We start from the raw sequence: 16,379 nt of genomic DNA, 5'->3' as shown, positions 1-16,379 counted from the left end.
GCCATCACACCCGGGGTCGTAGTATCAGGCCCCGTGACCGCGCTGCTGACCCGTCCCGACGACGAGAGCGTGCGGCCGGACCCGGTCGACGCGCTGCGTCCGCCGACCGACCGCGAGGCCACCCTGCTGGGCCGCGGCATGCCGACCGACCGCCTGCGCGGCTGGCTCGTCACGCTGATCCTCACGGTGATCGGCGGCGTCGTGCGCCTGCAGAACCTCGGGGTGCCCACCGATCACGGCACGCCGGTGTTCGACGAGAAGCACTACGTGCCCCAGGCGGCGCAGATGCTGCGCAACGGCGGGTACGAGGACAACGCCGGCTACGAGCTGATCGTGCACCCGCCGCTGGCGAAGGACTTCATCGCGATCGGCGAGTGGCTGTTCGGCTACAACGGCTGGGGCTGGCGCATCATGCCGGCGCTCGCGGGCACGCTGATCATCCTGCTGACCATCCGCATCGCGCGGCGGCTCACGCGCTCGACGCTGCTGGGCGGCATCGCGGGCGTCCTCGTGATCAGCGACGGCGTGCTGCACCTGCAGTCGCGAATGGGGATGCTGGACATCTTCATCGCGCTGTTCGTGCTGGCCGCGTTCGCGTGTGTGCTGTGCGACCGCGACCAGGTGCGGCAGCGGCTGGCCGTCGCGGTGCGCGAGGGCTGGGTCAACGAGTCGGTGTGGGGGCCGAAGCTCGGGTTCCGCTGGTGGCGCTTCGCGGCGGGCCTGATGATCGGGCTGACATTCGGCGTGAAGTGGTCGGCGCTGTACTACATCGCGGCGTTCGGCCTGCTCACGGTGTTCTTCGACGTCGCGGCGCGGCGCGCGGCGGGCGTCGAGCGGCCGTGGGTGGGGACGATCCGGCGGGACGTCGCGCCGGCGTTGTGGGCGATCGTCGCGATCCCGCTGCTGATGTACTTGGCCGCGTTCTGGGCGTGGTTCGCGAGCGAGACGGCCACCGACCGGCACTACACCGAGATCAAGGACATCGCCCCCGGCCTGTTCGCCTGGGTGCCGCCCGCGTTGCGCTCGCTCGGCGACTACACGCTGAACGTCCTGCACTTCCACGAAACGCTGCTGACGCCCAAGGACAACCCGCACCCGTGGGAGTCGAAACCGTGGACGTGGCCCATGGGCCTGCGCCCGATGCTCTACTACTACGACGGCGCCGTCACCGGCTGCGGCGAGTCGCGCTGCGTCGGCGCGACGATGCTGATCGGCACGCCCGCGATGTGGTGGCTCGCGCTGCCGATGCTCGGCTGGGGCCTGTGGCGCTGGATCTTCCGCGCCGACTGGCGCTACGCCGCCGTGCTCACGGCCTACTTCGCCGGCCTGCTGCCGTGGTTCACGAACATCGACCGGCAGATGTACTTCTTCTACGCCACGCCGATGGCGCCGTTCCTGGTGCTCGGCCTCGTCCTGGTGCTGGGGCAGATCCTCGGCGGCGCCCGGCGCGGGTTCGAACGGCGGGGCACCGGCCTGCTCGTCGTGGCGCTCTACACGGGACTCGTGGTGGCCAACTTCGTGTGGCTGTGGCCGATTCTCAACGGGGTGCCGATCACGACCGCGCAATGGAACGCGGAGATGTGGTTGCCCTCGTGGCGGTGACAGCGGTGGTGAAGTAGGCCCCGGGCGGTACCCCGACGGCCCGCCGGAACGCCGCGACGAACGCGCTCGCCGTCGCGTACCCCACGCGGTGCGCGACAGTCGTCATCGGCAGTCCTTCGGCGAGCAACGGCAGCGACGCCCGCAGCCGCACCTGCGTGCGCCAGGTCCCGAACGTCATGCGGCAGTCGCGCACGAACGCGCGCGCCAGCGTCCGCTCGCTCGCCCCGACGGCGCGGCCCAGCTCGGCCAGCCCGCGGCGGTCGGCGGGGTCGGCGAGCACCATCGCCTCGACGTCACGCGCCCGCGGGTCCTCCGGCGACGGCACCACGATCGGCGCGACGTCCACCGGCTCCAGCACGTCGAACACCACGGCCTCGGCGCGTTCGCGGGCCTCGGGCGCGGGGTCGCCCGTGAGGTACTCCAGCAGCTCCCGCAGCAACGGCTCCACCGCGACGATCCGCGGCTGCGCCCACCTGACGGGGCAGCGCTGCGGATCCGCGTAGACGCCCCGCAGCTCCGCGTTGGCCACGGCGCCCGTCCGGTGCGGCACGCCGGCGGGCACCCACAATGCGCGCGTCGGCGGCAGCACCCAGTGCGCCTCGCCGATGCCGACGGCGACCACGCCCTCGGCCGCCCAGACGAGCTGGTGCACCGGGTGCTCGTGCCACGGGTACCACGCCCCCGCGGGCAACCGCAGCTCGCCGAGGAGCATCGCCCCGGCGTGACCGTCCCACGACATGACTTGGCAGCCTATCGTCTATCGGTCACGCACGGCGGTTTCTACCGTTTGAGGCATGCCCATGAACCTGATCCACCGCCGCCTCTGCTCCTCCGAGAAGTGGGCGGCGATGATCGCCCAGGTCCTCCCGCCGTGGCTCGCGCAGCACAACCTGGGCGACGACGTCCTCGAAATCGGCCCCGGCTTCGGCGCCACCACCCGGGTCCTCCTCGACACGGTGCCTCGGCTGACGCTGCTGGAGATCGACCCGGCTTCGGCCGGGCTGTTGCGCTCCGAGTTCGGCTCGCGCGCCACCGTCGTCGAGGGCAGCGGCGCGGACATGCCCTTCGACGCTGGGCGCTTCTCGGCCGTTGTGTGTTTCACGATGCTGCACCACGTGCCTACCGCTGGCCTGCAGGATTCGATCTTCTCGGAAGCGTTTCGCGTGCTGCGTCCCGGCGGCGTGTACTGCGGGACGGACAGCCAGCTGAGCTTCCGCTTCCGGCTGCTGCACCTGGGCGACACGATGAACGTGGTCGACGCTTCGACCCTGCCTTCGCGACTGTCTTCCGTGGGGTTCGGGGAGGTGGACGTGAAGCACCGGCCGAAGGAGCGGCTGGAGTTCTCGGCGGTGAAGCCGGGTCAGTAGCTGATTCGACGCCGCCACCACGGCCACTCAGCCGGCGCAGTCGGGTCGGGCAGGGTCTTGCGGCGGATCTCCTCGTTGAACGACTCGACGATGGCCCGCAGAGCCTTGCGGCTTCGCGGTGGCAGTGCGCGCAGAGCTTCCTCGAGCGTCCAGCGGGTGTCGGGTTCGCAGCAGGGACAGTCGAGCGTCAGGGACGACCCTGTCCGGTGGGCCACGCGAGCGTATTCGCGCAGGTCACGGACCGCTGTGGCGACGCGGCCAGGCCTCAGGTGCGTCGCCTCGATGCGGTGGATGTCGGCCAGAACCCAGCGCGGCAACCCGGCGAAGACGGAGAACGGGCGTCCCTGGCGCGGCCGCACCGGCAGACTCGCGCGAACGCTGCCCGGCGGTCTACGCGCCATGGCCCTTTCGAAAAGTCGTCATGCTCCGATCATCCCGCACGGCGCCACCGGATTTCAGCGGTGCAGCCGCCGCGGGACGATCTGCGTGACCGGACCGTCCGGGGACTTCCCGGCGCGCGACAGCCAGCCCTCGACCTCGCGGCGCACCGCGTTCAACGTCGGACGGCGACGGGGTTCCTGGTCCAGCGAAGCGCCCAAGATCCGCGCGTGCGCCGAACGCACCGGCAGCCGCGACACAGGCTCGGCGCGCGCGGCGGCCATCAAAGCCGCCATGGGCGTCTCCCGGGTCCCCCGCGGAGGTTGTCCGGTCAACGCATAGCTGATGGTCGCCGCCAGCTGCCAGGCGTCGGAGGCCGGGCTGGCCTGGGCGCCCATGGCCTGTTCCGGGGCGACGAAGTCGGGCGTGCCGATCATCATGCCGGTGGCGGTCATCTTGGAGTCGCCCTGGCTGCGGGCGATGCCGAAGTCGATGAGGTGCGCCAGGCCGTCCGGGTCGAGGACGATGTTGGACGGCTTGATGTCGCGGTGCAGCACGCCCTTCTCGTGGGCCGCGACGAGGGCACCGGCCATCGTGGACCAGAGGCGGCCGGCGGCGACGTCGTCGAGGGGGCCCTGGCCGTCGACGACCTCGGCGAGCGGGCGGCCCTCCAGGTACTCCATGACCAGCGCGAGGCCGTCGGGCTCCTCGACCAGGTCGTACACCTTCACGCAGTTCGGGTGGTTCACCGCGGCCAGCGCCCGGGCCTCGCGCTGCATGCGCTCCTCGGTGTCGCGGTCGGGGGCGTGCGCGATCTTCAGGGCGACGGTGCGGTTGAGCTGGGTGTCGACCGCTTCCCAGACCGTGCCGAAACCACCGTGGCCAAGGCGCCGGACGCGTTGATAACGGCTCCCGCCGGCACCGCGCGAGCCGGGCGGTGGCGGGACCGGGCCGGGAGCTGCGGCCAGCAAACCGGGCTCTGGCGCGGAAGCCATCGCCGTGGCCGGGTAGGGCTTGTTCACCGGAGGCGGCGGGGGCGGCGGCAGCTGCGGACGCGGCGCGGCCTGCGAAACCGGCGGACGCTCCGGCGAAGGCGAGGGCTCGCGCCGCGGCTCCGGCCGGTTGATCACCGACCACGGCGGCGGCCCGACCAGGCCCACCGGAATCAGCCCCAGCACGCTGAACGGCAGGAACCCGAGCCAGAAGTGCACGGCCGTGTTGGCCGTCATCCCGACGCTCGCCACCGCCATCACCACGAACGGAACCCAGAAGAACCGCGACGGCCACTTCGGCCCGCGCCGGAACGCCGTGCGCGCCTGCAGCATCACGAACAGCAGCGAGCCCGCGGGCAGCACGATGAAGGCGAGCAGGTACAGACCGTAGGAAAGCTTCAGGCCCTTGTTGTAGAAGAGCGCCTCGAAGACGTTGGGGCCGCCGCCGAGGTACTTCGACTGCACGCCGACGAAGCAGTACGGCGAGTCGAGCGTCGACCGCGCGGCCGCGCCCAGCCCGCCGGTCCCGCCCGCGGCGACCGAGCGGAACGACTCGGAGATGCCGTTGGACAGCAGCCACGGCAGCACCAGCACGGTGACCACGCCGATCAACCCGAACACGGTGAGCGTCGTCGCGTCGTAGCGGTTGCCCGTGCCCTTGCGGACGATGGCCACCACCAGCGCCCCCAGCGCGGGGAACAGCGCGACGAGCGCACCGGCTGTGGTCGTCGCCCAGACCCAGTCACCCGGGCAGAACCCCGGGCCGAACAGGGTGTGGGCGAACGAGAGCAGCGCGCTCGCGAATCCGCTCACCGCCTGGTTCCCCTCACTCTCAGTGGTCCCGTGGTACCGCCACGCGGCCGAACTCCGTAGTCCAGCTTAAGACGCACGCCGCCCTCGCGGGGTTGCCGGGTCAGATCCCGGATCGGGTAACAAGTGCGTTGACCTGCTGCGCCCGAACCCACCACCGCTGACGGCAGAACGTCAGCACCCACCATGCGACGAAAGCACTGCTGACGACCGCCGACACCACCACGACTGCGACACTTCCCGCGCTTCCGCCCAGGAACGCACCAAGAAGGCCGAGCAGAACCGCGATTCCCAGCACGACCACGTCGCGCGACAGCCGGCTGGTGCCGGCGGTCGTCGAAGTGCTGCGGGAAGGCGGGTTCTCGAGCGTCGCGTTCGAACAGCGGATCAACGTGGTCGCGAGCAACAACGTGACGATCGAGGGCAGCGACAACGCGCCGATGATCTTCGGCGGCACGGTCAACGGCAACGTCAGCGGCGCCACGGTCGGGGCCGCCGACCAGACCGCGCCCGGCGCGGAGCTGCGAGACCTCATCGCGGAGCTGCGTGAACTCGTGCGAACCCTGCAAATCGCCAAACAAGAGGTCATCGAAGACAACCTCGAAGAACTCGCCGAGGCAGCGGAAGACCCCGGCAGCGCGAACCCCGCGGTCCCCGTCAGCCGCGGGGAAAAGGTCAAGAAGCTGCTGGGCGGGGTGGCGGAGTTCGCCGGGCTCACGGTCAAGATCTCCGAACAAGTCACGAAGCTCTGGCCCAGTTGACCTGCACGACACCCTCGCCAGGGCCATCATGAGGGACGGGTCCGGCCGACCGGATCGAGTGACGCTGTCGAGGGAGACACCGTGGGCGCTTATTCCGAGACCTACCGGCGCAGCCTGGACGATCCCGAGGGGTTCTGGCTGGACGCGGCGAGGGCGATCGACTGGACGAAGCCACCGACGAAGGCCCTGGACGCCTCGCGCGAACCCTTCTACCGCTGGTTCCCCGACGGTGAGCTGAACACCGCGTACAACGCGCTCGACCGCCACGCCGACGGCGGCCGCGGCGGGCAGCCCGCGTTGATCTGGGACTCGCCGGTCACGGGGCAGAAGCGGCGCTACACCTACGCCGAGCTGCGGGACGAGGTGGCGGTGTTCGCGGGCGCGCTCAAGGCGCTCGGCGTGACGCAGGGTGACCGCGTGATCCTGTACCTGCCGATGATCCCCGAGGCCGTCGTCGCGATGCTCGCGTGTGCGCGGATCGGGGCGGTGCACTCGGTGGTGTTCGGCGGTTTCGCGCCGAAGGAGCTGGCGGCGCGCATCGAGGACGCGAAGCCCAAGCTCGTGCTGGCCGCGTCGTGCGGGATCGAGCCGACGCGGGTGGTCGAGTACAAGCCGATCATCGACGCGGCGCTGGAGCTGACCGAGCACCAGCCCGGCCACGTCGTGGTGTTCCAGCGCGACCAGGCGCCCGCCGAGCTGTCAGGCACGGATCTGGACTGGGTGGACCTCGTCGAGACCGCGCAGCCGGCCGACCCCGTGCCGGTGAAGGCCACGGACCCGCTCTACATCCTCTACACGTCCGGCACCACCGGGAAGCCGAAGGGCGTGGTGCGCGACGCGGGCGGCCATGCTGTCGCGCTGGCCTGGTCGATGGGCGCGCTCTACGACGTCCACGCGGGTGACACGTGGTGGACGGCGTCCGACGTCGGGTGGGTCGTCGGGCACTCCTACATCGTCTACGCGCCGCTGCTGGTCGGGGCGACGACCGTCCTCTACGAAGGCAAGCCCGTCGGCACGCCCGACGCCGGCGCGTTCTGGCGTGTGATCGCCGAGCACGGCGTCGAGGCGCTGTTCACCGCGCCGACGGCGTTGCGCGCGGTGAAGAAGATCGACCCGGGCGCGGCGGAGCTCAAGAAGTACGACCTGGCCAAGTTCCGCACGCTCTTCATGGCCGGCGAGCGCCTCGACCCCGAGACCTACCACTGGGCCAGCGAAATCCTCGGCACGCCCGTGATCGACCACTGGTGGCAGACGGAAACGGGCTGGGCGATCGCCGCCAACCCGCGCGGCCTCGAGCCGATGCCCGTGAAGCCCGGGTCGGCGACGAAACCCGCGCCGGGCTGGGACGTGCGCGTGCTCGACCAGGGCGGCGACGAGCTGCCCGCCGGCCGCGAGGGCGCGATCGTGATCAAGCTGCCGCTGCCGCCGGGCTCGCTGCCCACGCTGTGGGGCGACGACGAGCGCTACCGCGAGGCCTACCTGTCGCGCTTTCCCGGCTACTACCTCACGGGCGACTCCGGGTACTTCGACGAAGACGGCTACCTGTTCGTGATGGGCCGCACCGACGACGTGATCAACGTCGCCGGCCACCGCCTGTCGACGGGGTCGATGGAGGCCGCACTCGCGTCGCACCCGGCCGTGGCGGAATGCGCGGTGATCGGCGTGGCCGACGAGCTCAAAGGCCAGGTGCCACGCGGGTTCGTGGTGCTGAAGGCGGGCGTGGACGTCGACGAGGGACAGCTGCGCGACGAGCTCGTGGCCGTGGTGCGCCGCGACGTCGGACCGGTGGCGGCGTTCCGCGACGTGAGCGTGGTCGAGGCGCTGCCGAAGACGCGTTCGGGGAAGATCCTGCGCAAGACCATGCGCGGGATCGCCAACGGGCGGGAGGAGCCGGTGCCGTCGACGATCGAGGACCCGGCGGTGCTCGACGCGCTGCGGGCCGTGCTGCAGCGCTGACATTTCTCCAAGACGGGCGGCGGTGCGCGGGCGCATCGTCGCCGGTATGAACGACTACCTCCACGTGGTCCACGACGGCCCGGCCGACGCGCCGCCGCTGCTGCTCATCCACGGCTCGGGAGCCACGAGCGGTTCCTGGAGCGAGGTGGTGCCGGCGTTGGCCGAGCGCCACCACGTCATCCGCGTCGACCTGCCCGGGTGCGGGCGGTCGACGCCGCCGCCGTCGTTCGCCGTGCCGCGGCAGGCGAGCCGCGTGGCGGAGGTGCTCGACGAGCTGGGCCTGGCCCACGTCGTCGTGGCCGGGCATTCGAGCGGCGGGTACGTCGCCACTTCGCTGGCCGAACAGCGGCCTGACCTGGTAGGCTCGCTCGCGTTGGTCAGCACCGGCCCGCAGCTCGACGCGCTCCTGCCGCAGCCGCTGATCCTGCGGCTGTTGCTGGCACCGCCGTTCGGGCCGCTGCTGTGGCGGAGGCGGTCGGACGCGGTGATCCGGCGCGGGATCGGCGCGACGATGGCCCGTCCCGTCGCCATCCCGGACGACCTGGTCACCGAGCTTCGCGGGACGACCTACCGCGCGTTCCGGCAGGTGCTGCACCACAACGGCGCCTACCTCGCCGAGCGGAACGTGCCCGAGCGGCTGGCGGCACTCGACGTGCCGGCGCTGGTGGTGTTCGGCGCGGCGGACCCGCGGTGGGACCCGTCGTCGGCGCACGATTACGACGCCGTGGCGCGCGTCGAGTACCTGCCGGGCGTCGGGCACGTGCCACTCATCGAGGAGCCTGCGAAGACCGGCGAGCTGCTGCTGGCTTTCGCGGCTACCCGTCTGTGACCCGCGACGCCTAGCGTGGTCACGTGCAGGCCTTCGACTGGACGGGCGTGGACATCGCGGTCCCGGCGCGACGGCTGCCGGGCATCCGCATGGCCGGGTTCCGGCAGGCGGTGCCCGCGCCCGTCGACATCACGATGGTGGCGCACCCGGCCGTCACGGTGCTGGTGGATCTCAGCGATGGCCTCGGCTACGAGGCTTTCGGCCGGCGGGGGCGGGGCAGCGTCGTCGTCGGCCTGTGCCCGGGAGAGCTGCGGGCCGCCGGCCGGATCGGGGAATGCCTGCAGATCCGGCTCGAACCGGCCGTGGCCGCGGCGGTGCTCGGGGACACGCTGAGCGGGGCGGTCTCGCTGGAGGACGTCGTGGGCCCCGACGCCCCGCGCTGGGAGGATCGGCTGCGCGCGGCGGCGTCGTGGGACGACCGGTTCGCGCTCGCGGCTGAGCTGCTGAGGCGGCGGCTGGGGTCCCGCCGCGTCGATCCGGAGGTGGCCCAGAGCTGGCGGCAGACGTTGGCGGCGCGGGGGCTGACACGCGTCGAGGGGCTGGCGGACGAGGTCGGGTGGAGCCGCAAACGGCTGTGGGCGCGCTTCCGGGCGCAGCTCGGCATCACGCCGAAGCGCGCGGCCCGCCTGGTGCGGTTCGACCATGCCGCGCATTTGCTGGCGGCCGGACGGCCACCGGCTGAGGTCGCCGTGGCGAGCGGGTTCGCGGACCAGTCGCACCTGCACCACGAGGTGCGCGCGTTTTCGGGGCTGACGCCCGCGGCTGTCGCGGTGGCGCCGTGGCTGGCGATCGACGACGTCGCGTGGCCGGAACCGGACCGCGGTTGCACGTGACCGGGCCCGGGCGATCCTTTCGGCTGTTGTCCGCGGCCTGCCTAGTGGTCTATACCTCTTAAGGTCTGTCTTCTCCCCGACCGGAGGTAGTCCGTGAGGAAGAGCTTGTCCAGAGCCGTGCTGGGGGCGACCGTGCTGAGCCTCGCGGCGCTCGGCCTGCCGGCGTCGGCGACGGCCGCGACCGCCGCGCCCGAACGCAGCGTCACCGACCTCGTCCCGTTGCCCGTGCAGGCCAAAGCCGACCCGAAGGCAAACTTCACACTGTCGCCGCTCACCGTGATCCGCGCGGGCAAGGGCACGAACCAGGTGGCCGACTACCTGCGCGGCCTGCTGCGCCCCGCCACCGGCTACCCGCTGCCGGTCGTGCCGGTGAACGCCGGCCTGCCCGCCATTTCGCTCGACCTGGGTCACGCCGACAGCCGTGTGGGCACCGAGGGTTACCAGCTGTCCGTGGCGAAATCGGGCGTGACGCTGAAGGCCAATACCGCCGACGGCCTGTTCGAGGGCGTGCAGTCGCTGCGGCAGCTGCTGCCGTCGGCGATCGAGGCGAAAAGTGTGCAGTTCCGCAAGTGGACGATCGCGGGCGGCACCGTGCTCGACTACCCGCGCTTCGGCACGCGCGGCGCGATGCTCGACGTCGCGCGGCACTTCTTCAACCCCACGCAGGTGAAGACGTACATCGACCAGCTGGCGCAGTACAAGATCAACACGCTGCACCTGCACCTGGCCGACGATCAGGGCTGGCGCATCGAGATCAAAAGCTGGCCGCGCCTGGCGACCGAGGGCGGCAAGGGCGCCGCGGACGGCGACCCCGGCGGCTACTACACGCAGGCGCAGTACCAGGACATCGTCGCCTACGCGGCGTCGCGGCACATCACGATCGTGCCGGAGATCGACATGCCGGGGCACACGAACGCGGCCCAGTCGGTATACGCGGAGCTCAACTGCGACGGCGTCGCGGTCCCGCCGCGCACCGACACCGAGGTCGGCTACAGCTCGCTGTGCATCGACTCGCCGATGACGTACAAGTTCGTGGAGGACGTGATCCGCGAGCTGGCGGCCATCACACCCGGCAAGTACCTCGGCATCGGCGGCGACGAAGCGCACTCGACGTCCGACCCGGACTACAAAGCCTTCTACGCCAAGGTGAACCCGCTCGTCGCGAAGTACGGCAAGCTCATCACGGGCTGGCACGAGATCGCGAAGTCGGACCTGCCGGCCACAGCGATGCCGGAGTACTGGGACCAGGGCGGCGCGAACCCCGACCTCGCCGCGTTCGCCGCACGCGGCGGCAAGGTGCTGATGGCACCGTCGAACCACGCGTACCTCGACATGAAGTACACCGAGGACACGCCGCTGGGCCAGGACTGGGCCGGCCTCGTGGAGGTCAAGGACTCCTACGACTGGGACCCCGCGACGTTCGTGCCGGGCGTCGGCGAGAGCTCCGTTTCCGGCGTCGAGGCTCCACTGTGGACAGAGACCATCCGCACGAACGACAACATCGAGTACATGGCGTTCCCGCGCCTGCCGGGCCTGGCCGAGATCGGCTGGTCGCAGCAGCCCGGACGCGACTGGGACACCTACCGCGTCCGGCTGGCGAAGCAGTCGCCACGCTGGGTGGCGCAGGGGATCGACTTCTACCGTTCGCCGCAGGTGGACTGGAAGTAGTTCTTTCGACGAAGGGCCCCTTCCCTGGGCTTACTCGGGGGAGGGGCCTTTTTCAGCCCGCGTTGCGCAACCGCCAGCGTTCGACCGACGAGCGGATGCCACCGGAGTACGACGGAGAAAGCGTCGGTGTCGCCAGGATCTTCTCCGCGCGTTTGACTTCCGCTTCCGCGATGCGCGGCTCGAGCTGCGCGAAGTTGGCGAACGCGATCAGGTGCACCTCGGCCACGGTCGGCGCCTGGGCGTCGGACTCGACCACGCGCACGGCACCCGACGTCGGCACGCGGCCCGGCCGCAGCACCCGCAGGTACCAGCCGCAGCGCCCGGAGTCGATCATTCCCGGAACGACGTCCTTGCGCCCGGTCCGCATGGCCAGCTTGAAACACGGCTGCCGTGGCTGCGACACCTGCAGCCGCGCGTCGCCCCACTCCCAGACGTCGCCGATCCGCACACGCGTCTCGTCGGCGCCGCTCACCGCGAGGTTCTCCCCGAACGCGCCGAGCTCGACGTCGAACCCGTCGGCCGCCCACGCCCCGTAGTGCTGCGCGGGATAGACGTAAACCGCTTTGTCGACCCCGCCGTGCACGCTCAGGTCGGCCTGCTCGTCGCCGTCCAGGTTCAGTCGCGTGAGTTCCAGCTCGGGTGCGGCCACCCGGTCCTTGACGATCGCGCTGAGCACCGGGCGCTCCCGTCGCCGCCCGAGCACGGCGGGCCGGCCGATGAAAACACCGGCGAGTTCGAGTGTGGTCACCTACGCGAAGCTAGCACGCGACCCACCGCGGAGCAGGCGCCTTTATCCACCGCCGAAGCCGCCCGCGACGGCTGTCAGCGCACTGCGCAAACGCTTGCGGCCAACGATTTCGGACCTCGTCGGCGAGCCGCCGTCGGACCCCGGCCGGCTGCTCCGATCGGAGGGTTCAGCCGGGTGAGGGCGACACGACCCCCTTGATCTTGATCGAGGCGGCGTTCAGGTGTGGCCTGGAGACAACCGCACGCCGAAAGGACGGTTTCGACGATGAGACTGTGGCGCCGGAACCGCGCCTCCCGGGCTTCGCGACGCTCCGGCGAAGACATCGCTTCGCTGATGCCCTACGGCCCGTACTCCTCCGTACGCGTCCGCAACGAGGCAGTCGAGCGCGGAGACGTGGGGTGGGACGTGGCGTATTGCTGCTTCGCCGACCCCGAAGAAGCGACGCGGTGCCACGCCGCCTGGCAGCAGCACGCTCCCGCGCTGAAGAGCACGATCGTCCACGGCCGCCGCAGCGCCTGCGAGCCGGATGTCGACGGCTCTTACGTGCACGAGGACGGAACACGGCACAGCGGGCACCCCGCCGAGATCATCGCGCTGATGGCCGAGCTGGCTCCGCCGAGCGCTGCGGAGCTGGCGGCCCGCCACGCGCGCGAGGCCGAGCTGGCCCTCGAAAAGGTGCGCGCGGAGAAAGCCGCGTGGGAAGCGCGGCAGCCGAAGGAGATCGTGCTGGCGGAAGCGGGGGACGATGCCCCGATCCCCCACCACGACAAGTTCGTCAAGGCCACGCAGCTGACCGCCGGCGGGCAGCCCGTCGACCAGGCGAAGTTCCACTTCACCGAGTTCACCGGCGACGAGCCGGAGCCGGTCGCGCCCGAGCACGACGGCACCGACACCGAACGGCATCGCCTGGTCCGCGACGAGTTCGAGGTGGCCCGCACCTTGTGGGCCAAGGCGGTCTACCGGCGTGAGGCCACGCCGGTGCTGCGCGCCGCCGCGTCCGCCTGGCCCGAGGTCGCCGAGGCCTTCGCCCGGATCGGCCGGGCCTGGTCGGACCTCGACGACCCGCCGCACGGCTGGGAAGTCGCGGTCAAGCGCCTGCTCGACGCCCACGACCACGCGCGGCCCATCGTGGAGAACTGGGAGCACCTCCACGCCCGCGAATTGGCCACCGTCGGCGCCGAGCTGACCTACAGCCGCGATGAGCTGGCCGAACTTCGCAAACAGCTGAGCGTCGAGCTGGGTATCGACAACATCGAGCAGTGGCACATCGGTCGGGTCGAGGACGGCACCTCTGATCCGCGCCACGCCGACATCCAGGACGGGGCGAGCGTTCAGCTCGAATCCCTCATCCGGCCCCAGCGCGACCGCCTCGCCCTGATCGCCGACGTCGCGGGGCGGCTGACGGCGTGAGCGCGCGCTTACGGCCCGGGTCCCGCCGTCGTGGCCAGGACCCGGGCCGCACGCGACCCCTCGGCGTTTTCAGCCGTTCAGTGCCGCCGACTCCTCGTCCCTGAAGAGGCGGGACCTGATCAGAAAACGCACGCCCTCCGGCGCCTCCAGGGAGAACCCGCTGCCGCGGCCCGGGACGACGTCGATGGTGAGGTGCGTGTGCTTCCAGTACTCGAACTTCGGGCCCGACATCCAGACCGGCACGGCGTCGACGCCGTCGACGGCGAGGTCACCCAGGTGCACGTCGCGCTCGCCGACCTTGAACTCGCCGAGCGGGTAACACATCGGGGCGCTGCCGTCGCAGCAACCGCCGGACTGGTGGAACATCACCGGGCCGTGCGTCGCCTCGAGCTTGCGCAGGAGGTCGGCAGCGGCCTCGGTGAGGTCCACCCGGGAGACGTCCATCAGAAGAATCCCAGCGCCTGGTCGGAGTACGACACGAGCATGATCTTCGTCTGCTGGTAGTGGTCGAGCATCATCTTGTGGTTCTCGCGGCCGATACCCGAGGCCTCGTACCCGCCGAACGCCGCGTGCGCGGGTAGGCGTGGTAGTTGTTCACCCACACGCGCCCGGCGCCTTCGCGAGGCGTGCGGGCCACCGTGGTCGCCTCGTGCCCGCGCAGCCTCAGCTGCTCCAGCACGTGGTGTCCCAGCAAGCCGCTTCCACCCACCACCAGGATCTTCAGGGCGAAGATCATCGCGGACGGGCCCGGCACGGTCCAGCGGCCTTCACCCCACCCTCACGCCGGGCCCAGACCCACCATCACCCCATCCCGCGCAGCCAAGTCATTACCCGCCGCATCACCCGGCCCGACGCGGTCGAACCCGGCCAGGCCGCCACCGGCGGTTCCCCCGCCCTCACGGCGTTTCCACCAGAACCAACGGCGATCCGCCCCAGCTCACGAAATTCACGCGTGTCTTGCCTGCCAGCCGCGCAGGCGGGCCGTTGCCGCCTCGGCGTTGGCGTGTTGGCGGGCGGCCTCGGCGGCGACCGCGTCGGCGCCTGCGCGGGTCAGGCGGTAGTAGCGGCGCAGCCTGCCTTGCAGGACCTCTTCGCGGTCGTGTTCCACGAGGCCCTCCGCGGTGAGGCGGTCGAGCGCGCCGTAGAGCGTGCCGACCTTGAGCTTCACACGCCCCTCCGACAGTTCCGCGACTTCGCCGACGATGCCGTAGCCGTGCCGCGGCTCGCCGACCAGCGCGGTGAGGATGAAAAAGACCTGCTCGGACATCGCCATGCCGCCAACGTATCGCTGGGCGATATATTTCGGCAAAGCCCTTCCGGGTGAACCCGAGAACCCGAGAACCCGAGAAGAAGTGAACCTCACGTAGACACCGTCTACTAGAGTTTGATAGACAGTGTCTACAAGGTGAACCACGGGTTACGGAGATCGACATGGGCTTTCAGAAATTCGTCGCCGTCGGCGACAGCTGCGCCGAAGGGCTCGACGATCCGTACCCGGACCACAGCCAGTACCGGGGCTGGGCGGACTTCGTCGCGGGCCGCCTCGCCCAGGACGAGCCCGATTTCCGCTACGCCAACCTGGCGGTGCGCGGCCGGCGCCTCGACCAGATCATCGTCCAGCAGCTGCCCGCCGCCGAGCGCCACGAGCCCGACCTGATCGCCCTGTTCGGCGGCGGAAACGACGTGATGAGCGGAGGCTGGAACGCCCGCACCGTGGCGCGCCGCGTCGACGCCGCGATCCGCCGGTGCACGCACATCGCGCCCACCGTGGTCACCTTCACCTTGAGCGACATCGCCCACCGCATGCCCTTCGGCGCCCGCATGCACCCGCGCGTGACCGCTCTCAACGACGCAATCCGCGAAGCGTCGGTGAGCTACGGCGCCAAACTCGTGGACCTGTGGCCCGACCACGCCGCCCACGACTCGCGCTACTTCGGCCCCGATCGCCTGCACCTGTCCGAGGCGGGCCACCTGCGCGTGGCCGGCCACGTGCTCGACCGCCTCCACGTCGGCCACGACGACGGCTGGCTCCAGCCGCTCCCCGGCGTCCCCGCGCGCCCGAGCCTGCGAGCGGACCTGCAGTGGTTCTGGCAGGAGGTCGTGCCGGTCGCCGTCACGCGCCTGCACAACCGCCTGATCGGCCGCTCGCCCGGCGACGGCTTTTTCCCCAAGCGCCCCGACCTGCTGCCCGTCGCGTTCTCCGAAGCGCAGCTATGAGCGCCCGCCAGCGGCTGATCACCACCGCGGAGACGTTGCTCGCCGACGAAGGAGTGGACGCGGTGACGTTGCGGGGCATCGCGAAGGCCGCCGGCGTCTCCCACGGTGCGCCGCTGCGGCACTTCTCCGGCCGCGCCGAGCTGCTGTCGGCCGTCGCGACGCTCGGCTTCGCACAGCTGCTGGAACGCGGCGCGAAGCTGCCCGAAGGCAACCCGCGCGAACGCGTGACGGCCGCCTGCCACGCATACGTGGCCTTCGCCCTGGCCAACCCCGCGATGTTCGAGCTGATGTTCCGCCGCGACCTGATCGACCCGGCCGAACCCGGGCTCGTGGCCGCGAGCAGCGCCGTCTTCGACTACTTCGCCGACCTCGTGCGCCTCGACCGCGAGGCAGCGCACGACGACCGGCTCAAGCCCGGCACCGACCCGCGACTCGTCGCGGCTTCGCTCTGGGCAGCGCTGCACGGGCTCGCGCAGCTGTGGCTGTGGGGCGGCCTGGCGGGCGCCAGCTTCGCCCCGTCGCCGGAATCGGCCCTCGCAGTGACGCTCGACGCGTACCTGGGCTGACGCTCGACGGAGAGCAGCTCCGGGTTCCTCCCCGGCCTCGGACGCTCCCCGCCGAGCAATGCCGAATGGGTGACCATTCGCGCCAGACGCTATCCGGACGGACCACCCGCCCGAATCCCACCAAGGCCGCATCCGGCGGTAAACCTTGGCGGTACACGCCACGCCGGCCTACCGCGCCGGTGGTAGCCGGCTGGGTTTCCGCCGGTCAGGCCGGTAGCTTCGCCTGCGCGCCGGTTTACCGG

16 protein-coding genes and 2 pseudogenes are annotated in these 16,379 nt (G+C 71.0%); 10 read left to right on the top strand and 8 right to left on the bottom strand.

Translation table 11 applies throughout. From position 1 onward, the window contains the following. The first annotated feature begins 33 nt into the window (after positions 1–33). Complete coding sequence (locus tag QRX50_RS13815; RefSeq protein ID WP_285972335.1) at positions 34–1,602, top strand: dolichyl-phosphate-mannose--protein mannosyltransferase; 1,569 nt, start codon at positions 34–36, stop codon at positions 1,600–1,602. Here the strand turns inward: QRX50_RS13815 and QRX50_RS13810 are convergent. After that, positions 1,553–2,314 carry an AraC family transcriptional regulator gene (locus QRX50_RS13810; protein WP_434533339.1) on the bottom strand — a complete coding sequence of 254 codons (762 nt, stop codon included), beginning with the start codon at positions 2,312–2,314 and terminating at the stop codon, positions 1,553–1,555. The genes QRX50_RS13815 and QRX50_RS13810 overlap by 50 nt on opposite strands. 82 nt (positions 2,315–2,396) lie before the next feature. Here QRX50_RS13810 and QRX50_RS13805 point away from each other — a divergent pair, with 82 nt between their 5' ends. Further along, positions 2,397–2,969, top strand: a complete 573-nt coding sequence (locus tag QRX50_RS13805; protein ID WP_285972333.1) for a class I SAM-dependent methyltransferase — start codon at positions 2,397–2,399, stop codon at positions 2,967–2,969. Here QRX50_RS13805 and QRX50_RS13800 read toward each other — a convergent pair. Next, positions 2,963–3,370 (bottom strand): hypothetical protein, encoded by a 408-nt coding sequence (locus QRX50_RS13800; RefSeq protein ID WP_285972332.1) that lies wholly within the window; start codon positions 3,368–3,370, stop codon positions 2,963–2,965. The two genes, QRX50_RS13805 and QRX50_RS13800, sit on opposite strands and share 7 nt — an antisense overlap. A gap of 54 nt (positions 3,371–3,424) precedes the next feature. Then, positions 3,425–5,152: a serine/threonine-protein kinase gene (locus tag QRX50_RS13795; RefSeq protein ID WP_285972331.1), complete on the bottom strand. Its 1,728-nt coding sequence runs from the start codon at positions 5,150–5,152 to the stop codon at positions 3,425–3,427. 320 nt (positions 5,153–5,472) lie between these two features. On the opposite strand from QRX50_RS13795, the gene QRX50_RS13790 reads away from it, so the two are divergent. The 5 genes from QRX50_RS13790 to QRX50_RS13770 all read left to right on the top strand — a co-directional run bounded on the left by QRX50_RS13790 (position 5,473) and on the right by QRX50_RS13770 (position 11,196). After that, positions 5,473–5,910: a hypothetical protein gene (locus QRX50_RS13790; protein WP_285972330.1), complete on the top strand. Its 438-nt coding sequence runs from the start codon at positions 5,473–5,475 to the stop codon at positions 5,908–5,910. A gap of 81 nt (positions 5,911–5,991) precedes the next feature. Continuing rightward, complete coding sequence (locus tag QRX50_RS13785; RefSeq protein WP_285972329.1) at positions 5,992–7,866, top strand: propionyl-CoA synthetase; 1,875 nt, start codon at positions 5,992–5,994, stop codon at positions 7,864–7,866. A 46-nt stretch (positions 7,867–7,912) separates the two neighbouring features. Then, on the top strand, positions 7,913–8,695 hold the full coding sequence (locus QRX50_RS13780; protein WP_285972328.1) for an alpha/beta fold hydrolase: 783 nt from the start codon (positions 7,913–7,915) through the stop codon (positions 8,693–8,695). Between the two features lie 23 nt (positions 8,696–8,718). Then, entirely contained in the window at positions 8,719–9,528 is an 810-nt protein-coding gene (locus QRX50_RS13775) for a helix-turn-helix domain-containing protein (RefSeq protein WP_285972327.1), read from the top strand. A gap of 93 nt (positions 9,529–9,621) precedes the next feature. Next, on the top strand, positions 9,622–11,196 hold the full coding sequence (locus QRX50_RS13770) for a beta-N-acetylhexosaminidase (protein WP_285972326.1): 1,575 nt from the start codon (positions 9,622–9,624) through the stop codon (positions 11,194–11,196). 52 nt (positions 11,197–11,248) lie between these two features. Here QRX50_RS13770 and QRX50_RS13765 read toward each other — a convergent pair whose 3' ends face one another. Further along, positions 11,249–11,944, bottom strand: a complete 696-nt coding sequence (locus QRX50_RS13765; RefSeq protein WP_285972325.1) for an MOSC domain-containing protein — start codon at positions 11,942–11,944, stop codon at positions 11,249–11,251. Between the two features lie 264 nt (positions 11,945–12,208). Here QRX50_RS13765 and QRX50_RS13760 point away from each other — a divergent pair, with 264 nt between their 5' ends. Next, positions 12,209–13,354, top strand: a complete 1,146-nt coding sequence (locus QRX50_RS13760; RefSeq protein ID WP_285972324.1) for a hypothetical protein — start codon at positions 12,209–12,211, stop codon at positions 13,352–13,354. Positions 13,355–13,423: 69 nt separating this feature from the next. Here QRX50_RS13760 and QRX50_RS13755 read toward each other — a convergent pair whose 3' ends face one another. From QRX50_RS13755 to QRX50_RS13745, 4 genes and pseudogenes are all read right to left on the bottom strand, one after another. Beyond that, positions 13,424–13,798, bottom strand: a complete 375-nt coding sequence (locus QRX50_RS13755) for a DUF779 domain-containing protein (protein WP_285972323.1) — start codon at positions 13,796–13,798, stop codon at positions 13,424–13,426. Further along, positions 13,798–13,970: pseudogene (locus tag QRX50_RS13750) on the bottom strand (aldehyde dehydrogenase family protein); the annotation flags it as partial. The gene QRX50_RS13755 and the pseudogene QRX50_RS13750, both read right to left, overlap by 1 nt. A gap of 45 nt (positions 13,971–14,015) precedes the next feature. Continuing rightward, positions 14,016–14,090 (bottom strand): annotated as a pseudogene (locus tag QRX50_RS49495) (hypothetical protein); the annotation flags it as partial. Positions 14,091–14,300: 210 nt separating this feature from the next. Then, positions 14,301–14,627 carry a PadR family transcriptional regulator gene (locus QRX50_RS13745; protein ID WP_353074120.1) on the bottom strand — a complete coding sequence of 109 codons (327 nt, stop codon included), beginning with the start codon at positions 14,625–14,627 and terminating at the stop codon, positions 14,301–14,303. A gap of 158 nt (positions 14,628–14,785) precedes the next feature. On the opposite strand from QRX50_RS13745, the gene QRX50_RS13740 reads away from it, so the two are divergent. Both QRX50_RS13740 and QRX50_RS13735 read left to right on the top strand, forming a co-directional pair. Next, positions 14,786–15,571: an SGNH/GDSL hydrolase family protein gene (locus QRX50_RS13740; protein WP_285972322.1), complete on the top strand. Its 786-nt coding sequence runs from the start codon at positions 14,786–14,788 to the stop codon at positions 15,569–15,571. Then, on the top strand, positions 15,568–16,137 hold the full coding sequence (locus QRX50_RS13735) for a TetR/AcrR family transcriptional regulator (protein ID WP_220244346.1): 570 nt from the start codon (positions 15,568–15,570) through the stop codon (positions 16,135–16,137). The genes QRX50_RS13740 and QRX50_RS13735 overlap by 4 nt, the downstream gene beginning before the upstream one ends. The last annotated feature ends 242 nt before the right edge of the window (positions 16,138–16,379 follow it).

The organism is Amycolatopsis sp. 2-15 (assembly GCF_030285625.1).
In the GTDB taxonomy this organism is placed as follows: Bacteria; Actinomycetota; Actinomycetes; order Mycobacteriales; family Pseudonocardiaceae; genus Amycolatopsis; species Amycolatopsis carbonis.
The sequence above is the reverse complement of the archived record's forward strand: the minus strand, read 5'-3'. Positions and strand labels throughout refer to the sequence as shown.

Coding starts and splice junctions, on each gene's coding strand:
- QRX50_RS13810 (WP_434533339.1), bottom strand. CDS start 2,314: ATGCTCCTCGGCGAGCTGCGGTTGCCCGCGGGGGCGTGGTACCCGTGG.
- QRX50_RS13805 (WP_285972333.1), top strand. CDS start 2,397: ATGCCCATGAACCTGATCCACCGCCGCCTCTGCTCCTCCGAGAAGTGG.
- QRX50_RS13800 (WP_285972332.1), bottom strand. CDS start 3,370: ATGGCGCGTAGACCGCCGGGCAGCGTTCGCGCGAGTCTGCCGGTGCGG.
- QRX50_RS13780 (WP_285972328.1), top strand. CDS start 7,913: ATGAACGACTACCTCCACGTGGTCCACGACGGCCCGGCCGACGCGCCG.
- QRX50_RS13760 (WP_285972324.1), top strand. CDS start 12,209: ATGAGACTGTGGCGCCGGAACCGCGCCTCCCGGGCTTCGCGACGCTCC.
- QRX50_RS13755 (WP_285972323.1), bottom strand. CDS start 13,798: ATGGACGTCTCCCGGGTGGACCTCACCGAGGCCGCTGCCGACCTCCTG.
- QRX50_RS13745 (WP_353074120.1), bottom strand. CDS start 14,627: ATGGCGATGTCCGAGCAGGTCTTTTTCATCCTCACCGCGCTGGTCGGC.
- QRX50_RS13740 (WP_285972322.1), top strand. CDS start 14,786: ATGGGCTTTCAGAAATTCGTCGCCGTCGGCGACAGCTGCGCCGAAGGG.
- QRX50_RS13735 (WP_220244346.1), top strand. CDS start 15,568: ATGAGCGCCCGCCAGCGGCTGATCACCACCGCGGAGACGTTGCTCGCC.